Raw genomic sequence first — 6,919 nt, 5'->3', positions numbered from 1 at the left:
GTCCCGACGAGGAGGAGGTGCGGGACGGCGACGCGAGGGGGGAGCGCAGCGCCCTGCTGCCGCTGGCGCACCGTGCGGTGGAGAAGCTGCGGGCCGTGGTGGACAACCGCACGCCCCGGCCCACCGGCAGCTTCCCGGACGTCACCCAGCTGAAGATCGACCCGTATGCTCGCACCCATGAGTGAAGCGCAGGTCATGGACCCGGAAGACCAGAAGATCGTCACGCTGGCGCGCAGCGCCCGGGCGCGCAACTCGGTACCCGAGGGCGCGGCCGTCCGCGACGAGACCGGCCGGACGTACGTGGCGGGCACGGTGACGCTGCCGTCCCTGCGGCTCAGCGCGCTGCAGACGGCGGTGGCCATGGCCGTCGCGTCCGGGGCGACGTCCCTGGAGGCGGCCGCCGTGGTGTCCGACGTGGCCGCGGTGCCCGCCGAGGACCTCTCCGCGGTGCGTGACCTGGGCGGCCCGGCGACGCCCGTGCTGCTCGCCGGCCCGGACGGCCGACTCCGCGAGACCGTCACCGCGGGCTGATCCGGAAAGAGGGGGGAGATTCCCGTGTCGAGGTCCAAGGACCTGCTCACGCCGGAGCGGCTGGGCTGGGCGATGACCGCCGCCGGCGTGTTCCTGCTGTTCACCGTGGTCGTCGACCTGCTGCGAGGGGAGGGCTTTGCCACGGCCTCCGCCGCGTGTGCCCTCATCGTGCTGCCGGAGGGCCTGCGGAAGCTCGCGGAGGCCCGGCGGCGGCCCCGCCCGGCGGACCGCCTGGGCACGGCCACCCGGGTCGGCATACTGCTGGCGGGCGTCGTGGTGTGGTCCCGGCTGGTCCTGGACTGGGTGCAGGGGCGGGGCACCGACTGGCTGCTGCTCACCGCCGGTGTGGTGTGCGCGGCGGCGGCCGCGCTCGCCGCCGCGGGCCTGGTCGCGGGCCGGCAGTCGGAGCGGTCCGGAACACCGGAGGGAAAGCGGTCCGGAACATCGGAGAGAATGAGCGCATGAGCGCTCCTTCCCCCGCCACTCCGCACCGTGCCGGCTTCGCCTGCTTTGTCGGCCGGCCGAACGCCGGCAAGTCCACCCTCACCAACGCACTCGTGGGTACGAAGGTCGCCATCACCTCGAACCGGCCGCAGACGACGCGGCACACGGTGCGCGGCATCGTGCACCGGCCGGACGCGCAGCTTGTCCTGGTGGACACCCCGGGGCTGCACAAGCCGCGGACCCTGCTGGGCGAGCGGCTGAACGACGTGGTCCGCACGACCTGGGCGGAGGTCGACGTCATCGGCTTCTGCCTGCCCGCGGACCAGAAGACGGGGCCCGGCGACCGCTTCATCGCCAACGAGCTGGCGAAGGTGAAGAAGCGCACGCCGAAGGTGGCCGTGGTCACCAAGACCGACCTGGTGGACTCCAAGACGCTCGCCGAGCAGCTGCTGGCCGTCGACCGGCTCGGCCGGGAGGCGGGCATCGAGTGGGCCGAGATCGTGCCGGTGTCGGCGGTCAGCGGGCAGCAGGTGGGCCTGCTCGCCGACCTGCTGGTGCCGTACCTGCCGGAGTCGCCGCCGCTGTACCCGGACGGCGACCTGACCGACGAGCCCGAGCAGGTCATGGTCGCGGAGCTGATCCGGGAGGCGGCGCTGGAGGGCGTGCGGGACGAACTGCCGCACTCGATCGCCGTGGTGGTGGAGGAGATGCTGCCGCGCGAGGGCCGGCCGGCGGACCGTCCGCTGCTGGACGTGCACGCCAACCTCTACATCGAGCGGCCGAGCCAGAAGGGCATCATCATCGGCCCGAAGGGCAGCCGGCTGAAGGAGGTCGGGACCCGCTCGCGCAAGCACATCGAGGCCCTGCTGGGCACTCCGGTCTTCCTGGACCTGCACGTGAAGGTGGCCAAGGACTGGCAGCGCGACCCCAAGCAGCTGCGCAAGCTCGGCTTCTGAGCGGCCGTCAGCTGCGTTCGGGGGCGGCGGCAAGCAGTCGGTCGACGTCCGCCACGGGGATGCGCAGGGCCCGGCCGAGCGCGCTGAGCGCGGCCAGCTCCTCCGCCTCGTAGGGGCCGTCGGCGAGCGCGATCCGCGCGCCCTGGAGGAGCAGGGCCTCCCGCCCGGCGGGGGCGAGGTGGACGCTGAGCGGTTCCAGGACGCGGCGCAGCTCGGGCTCGTCGGCGAGGTCCGCGAGGTCGGCGCCCGAGGCGGCCCGGTCGGCGCTGAGCGCGACCAGCAGCGTCAGCAGCTGCTCCTCGTCGCAGGCGGTGAAGCCGGCGGCGCGCATGCTGCCGACGGCGGCCAGCCGGGCGGTACGGGAGCGCGCGCCACCGGCGGAGAGCACCGCGAGCGCGACGGTGTGCACGGCGTCCCGCAGCATCGACGCGAGCCGGGTGGTCGTCGGCTGGTCCAGCGCCTCCGGGCCGTGGTGGCGGTCGCACGAGCTGCACACCACCACCGGTGCCACCTCGCCGCGCGTCAGCAGCGGCAGGCCGAGCACTGTCAGCCGGCGGTGTCCGACGCGGCGTTCGTAGTTGCGGTCGCCGCCGCAGCCGGGGCAGAAGAAGTCGCCGTCCTCGATCGTGGTCCACGCCGTACGGACACCCGCCAAGCGCACCCAGCCCACACCACACCTCCGAAACCCCGGCAACGCTGCCCACGTGATGTTAGCCACACAGGTGAGCCCTCGTCAGCACCTCGTACCGGACAAATGCCGGGCCGGTCCCGGCGGGTGGCCGGGACCGGCCTCTTGACCGGGGCTGTCGAACCCCTGTACGTCGACGGCTGTACGCCGACCGCGCGCACAACCCGTACGCGCGGTCGGCGGGGCCTTACCGGGTCGCGCGGTTGACGGCGGAGACGACGGCCTTGATGGAGGCGCGGGTGGTGTTCGCGTCGATGCCCACGCCCCACAGCACCTTGCCGTCGATGGCGCACTCGATGTACGAGGCGGCCTGGGCACTGGCGCCCTCGCTGAGGGTGTGCTCGACGTAGTCCAGCAGCCGTACGTCGATGCCGTTGCCGGCCAGCGCGTCGAAGAAGGCGGAGATCGGACCGTTGCCGGTGCCGCTGAGGACGGTCTCCTCGCCGTCCACGACGGCCTCGACGGTCAGGTTGTCGTGGCCCTCGCTGGTGCTCTCCGCCTGTGCGGTGCGCAGTGCGATGCGGCCCCACGGGTTGTCCGGGTTGGGCAGGTACTCGTCCTGGAAGACGGACCAGATCTGCGCCGGGGTGACCTCGCCGCCCTCGCTGTCGGTCTTCTCCTGGATGATCCTGGAGAACTCGATCTGCATCCGCCGCGGCAGGTCCAGCTTGTGCTCGCTCTTGAGCACGTAGGACACGCCGCCCTTGCCGGACTGCGAGTTGACGCGGATGACGGCCTCGTAGGAGCGGCCGACGTCCTTGGGGTCGATGGGCAGGTAGGGCACGGCCCAGGGGATGTCCTCCACCGGCCGGCCCTGGGCGGCGGCCTCGGCCTCCAGCGCCTCGAAGCCCTTCTTGATGGCGTCCTGGTGGGAGCCGGAGAAGGCGGTGTAGACGAGGTCGCCGGCGTAGGGGTGGCGGGGGTGGATCTCCATCTGGTTGCAGTACTCGGCGGTGCGGCGCACCTCGTCGATCCGGGAGAAGTCGATCTGCGGGTCGACGCCCTGGGAGAACAGGTTCATGCCCAGCGTCACCAGGTCGACGTTGCCGGTGCGCTCGCCCTGGCCGAACAGGCAGCCCTCGACGCGGTCGGCGCCGGCCATCACGGCCAGTTCGGCGGCGGCGACGGCGGTGCCGCGGTCGTTGTGCGGGTGCACCGAGAGGCAGATGTGCTCGCGGCGGCTCAGGTTGCGGGACATCCACTCGAAGCGGTCGGCGTGGGTGGAGGGGGTGGAGCGCTCCACGGTGGCCGGCAGGTTCAGGATGATCTCGCGGCCGTCCTCGGGCTGCCAGACGTCCATGACGCTCTCGCAGACCTCCAGTGCGAAGTCCAGTTCGGTGTCGGTGAAGATCTCCGGGCTGTACTGGTAGCCGAAGGTGGTGCGGTCGTCGAGCAGCTTCTCGGCGTAGTCGACGACCATGCGGGTGCCGTCCACGGCGATCTGGCGGACCTCGTCGCGGCTGCCCCGGAAGACGACCCGGCGGAAGGTGGGCGCGGTGGCGTTGTACAGGTGGACGGTCGCGCGGTGGGCTCCGACCAGTGACTCCACGGTGCGGGAGATCAGCTCCTCGCGGGCCTGGGTCAGCACCGAGATGGTGACGTCCTCGGGGATGGCGTCCTCTTCGATGATCGACCGCACGAAGTCGAAGTCGGTCTGCCCGGAGGAGGGGAAGCCGACCTCGATCTCCTTGTAGCCCATGCCGACCAGCAGGTCGAACATCTTGCGCTTGCGCGCCGGGGACATGGGATCGATCAGGGCCTGGTTGCCGTCGCGCAGGTCGGTGGAGAGCCAGCGGGGCGCCTTGGTGACGCGCTTCTCGGGCCAGGTCCGGTCGGGGATGTCGACGGCCTCGTACCGGCCGTAGCGGTGGATCGGCATCCCGGAGGGGCGCTGGGTGACGGTGGCGGCGGTGATCGGCGTACGGCGGCCGACGGGTCCGTGGGAGGGTGCGGCGGTCATGGGCGCGGTGGCTCCTGTCGCGGAGGCTGTGACGGACGGCCGACGGTGGCAGCACCGAACTCCGCGGGGAGGGGGTCGGCCTCGACTACAGGCCCTCGCCGCGGCAGCTAAGAAGAAGCAGCCCGTAACGCATGATGCCAAGCAGCCTAGCCGAGTCGGCCGGGGGGTGAGCGTCCCGTATCAGTATGCGAGAAACGGTACGACCATCCGACGGTTCTTCCCGACTTTCCCTCCCCGCCGATCGGGCGCCCGGGGGATGGACATCCGAGATGGGGGAACACCTACATTATGCGCATTTCAGTCATCCGTACCGGTGGCTTCGGCGGGGTTCCCAAGCGGGCCACGCTGGAGACAGACGACGACAAGCTGATCGCGCTCGTCCGTGAGGCGGTCGACGAGGGCAGGGAGGTGCCTCCCGTCGGTGTCCCCGACGGGTTCAACTACGAGATCACCGTCGACGGGACGGCCGTGTACTGCGCCGATCCACGCCTGACCGACGCGCAGAGCACGGTCATCACCCGGGTCCTCAAGGAGGGCCGGGAGGAGTCCTGAAGCGCCCCCGCGGCATCGCGGACGCCGGGGCCGGAACCGGGAGGACCGCAAGAACCCGGGCACCGGCCCCGTAGTCTTCGCCGCGTCCTCCGCTGCGGGAAGCCGCGGGAATGCTGCGAGAATCGCCGTATGAGCCTGTTCCGCGACGACGGCATCGTGCTGCGCACCCAGAAGCTGGGTGAGGCGGACCGCATCATCACCCTGCTCACCCGCGGGCACGGCCGGGTGCGGGCGGTGGCGCGGGGCGTCCGCCGCACGAAGTCCAAGTTCGGCGCCAGGCTGGAGCCCTTCTCCCACGTCGACGTGCAGTTCTTCACCCGCGGCAGCGAGCTGGTCGGGCGCGGTCTGCCGCTGTGCACCCAGACCGAGACGATCAACCCCTACGGCCGGGGCATCGTCGCCGACTACGCCCGGTACACCGCCGGCACCGCCATGCTGGAGACCGCCGAACGCTTCACCGACCACGAGGGCGAACCCAACGTGCAGCAGTACCTGCTGCTGGTGGGCGCGCTGCGGACGCTGGCCTCCGGGGCGCACGCGCCGGGGCTCGTCCTGGACGCCTTCCTGCTGCGTTCGCTCTCGGTCGGCGGGTACGCCCCCAGTTTCGACGACTGCGCCCGCTGCGGCCTGCCCGGCCCCAACCGGTTCTTCTCCGTCGCCGCCGGCGGCTGCGTCTGCGGCGACTGCCGGGTGCCCGGCAGCGTGGTGCCCTCACCGGAGGCGCTGCGGCTGCTCGCCGCGCTGCTGACCGGCGACTGGGCGACCGCCGACGCCGCCGAACCGCGGCACACCCGGGAGGGCAGCGGACTGGTCTCGGCCTATCTGCACTGGCACCTGGAGCGGGGCCTGCGCTCCCTGCGGTACGTCGAGAAGGACTGACCGGCTAGTCTCGGCTCCCTGGCCTCACCCGTTCCTCCGTGGGGGTCCCCTCGTCCCCCCGCGTTACGCCTGGAGTTGATGAACCGCATGGCCCGTCGCGGAACGCCGCAGCAGCGGCACGGTGCGTCCGCCGGTTACCGCGCCCCCGAACCGCACCCCTCGGGCGCCCGTCCGCCGCAGCTCCCCGCCGAGCTGGTGCCGAACCACGTCGCGATCGTGATGGACGGCAACGGACGCTGGGCGAAGGAGCGCGGGCTGCCCCGCACCGAGGGCCACAAGATGGGCGAGGCCGTGGTTCTCGACGTACTCCAGGGCTGCCTCGAACTGGGGGTGCGGAACCTCAGCCTCTACGCCTTCTCCACGGAGAACTGGAAGCGCTCCCCGGACGAGGTGCGCTTCCTGATGAACTTCAACCGGGACGTCATCCGGCGCCGCCGCGACCAGATGCACGCGATGGGCATCCGCATCCGCTGGGTGGGTCGGATGCCCCGGCTGTGGAAGTCGGTGGTGAAGGAACTCCAGGTCGCGCAGGAGCTGACCAAGGACAACACGGCGATGACGCTCTACTTCTGCGTCAACTACGGCGGCCGCGCGGAGATCGCCGACGCGGCGGCCGCCATCGCCGAGGACGTCCGCGCCGGACGGCTGGACCCGGGCAAGGTCAACGAGAAGACGTTCGCCCGCTACCTGTACTACCGGGACATGCCGGACGTCGACCTCTTCGTCCGCCCGTCCGGCGAGCAGCGCACCTCCAACTACCTGCTGTGGCAGAGCGCCTACGCCGAGATGGTCTTCCAGGAGGTGCTGTGGCCGGACTTCGACCGCCGCGACCTGTGGCGGGCCTGCGTCGAGTACGCCTCCCGGGACCGCCGCTTCGGCGGCGCGATGCCCAACGAGGTCTCCCTGCCC

The 6,919-nt window shown here is 71.6% G+C and carries 9 protein-coding genes; 7 read left to right on the top strand and 2 right to left on the bottom strand.

Translation table 11 applies throughout. From position 1 onward, the window contains the following. The 4 genes from GL263_RS18170 to era form a co-directional block, all read left to right on the top strand. A partial coding sequence (locus GL263_RS18170; RefSeq protein WP_182856778.1) for a hypothetical protein occupies nt 1-185 on the top strand: 185 nt, incomplete at its 5' end. Then, nucleotides 166-531, top strand: coding sequence for a cytidine deaminase-like protein (locus GL263_RS18165; RefSeq protein WP_182856777.1), 366 nt, complete (start codon nt 166-168; stop codon nt 529-531). The genes GL263_RS18170 and GL263_RS18165, both read left to right, overlap by 20 nt. 24 nt (nt 532-555) lie before the next feature. Next, nucleotides 556-996 carry a hypothetical protein gene (locus GL263_RS18160; protein WP_182856776.1) on the top strand — a complete coding sequence of 147 codons (441 nt, stop codon included), beginning with the start codon at nt 556-558 and terminating at the stop codon, nt 994-996. Further along, nucleotides 993-1,931, top strand: coding sequence for a GTPase Era (era, locus tag GL263_RS18155; RefSeq protein WP_182856775.1), 939 nt, complete (start codon nt 993-995; stop codon nt 1,929-1,931). Before GL263_RS18160 ends, era begins: the two co-directional genes overlap by 4 nt. A gap of 7 nt (nt 1,932-1,938) precedes the next feature. On the opposite strand, the gene GL263_RS18150 is transcribed toward era, so the two are convergent. Next, the gene (locus GL263_RS18150) at nt 1,939-2,601 is read right to left on the bottom strand and encodes a TerB family tellurite resistance protein (RefSeq protein WP_323379458.1); all 663 of its coding nucleotides are present in this window, start codon (nt 2,599-2,601) and stop codon (nt 1,939-1,941) included. A gap of 205 nt (nt 2,602-2,806) precedes the next feature. Next, a complete protein-coding gene (gene leuA / locus GL263_RS18145; RefSeq protein WP_182856774.1) occupies nt 2,807-4,579 on the bottom strand; it encodes a 2-isopropylmalate synthase in 1,773 nt (590 codons plus the stop codon). A gap of 288 nt (nt 4,580-4,867) precedes the next feature. Here leuA and GL263_RS18140 point away from each other — a divergent pair, with 288 nt between their 5' ends. The 3 genes from GL263_RS18140 to GL263_RS18130 all read left to right on the top strand — a co-directional run. Beyond that, on the top strand, nt 4,868-5,131 hold the full coding sequence (locus tag GL263_RS18140) for a protealysin inhibitor emfourin (RefSeq protein ID WP_182856773.1): 264 nt from the start codon (nt 4,868-4,870) through the stop codon (nt 5,129-5,131). A 129-nt stretch (nt 5,132-5,260) separates the two neighbouring features. Beyond that, a complete protein-coding gene (gene recO, locus GL263_RS18135; protein WP_182856772.1) occupies nt 5,261-6,010 on the top strand; it encodes a DNA repair protein RecO in 750 nt (249 codons plus the stop codon). 87 nt (nt 6,011-6,097) lie between these two features. Further along, nucleotides 6,098-6,919 (top strand): isoprenyl transferase (locus GL263_RS18130; RefSeq protein ID WP_182856771.1); only part of this gene is annotated, 822 nt, incomplete at its 3' end.

Source organism: Streptomyces durbertensis, assembly GCF_014156695.1.
Classification (GTDB): domain Bacteria; phylum Actinomycetota; class Actinomycetes; order Streptomycetales; family Streptomycetaceae; genus Streptomyces; species Streptomyces durbertensis.
The sequence above is the reverse complement of the archived record's forward strand: the minus strand, read 5'-3'. Positions and strand labels throughout refer to the sequence as shown.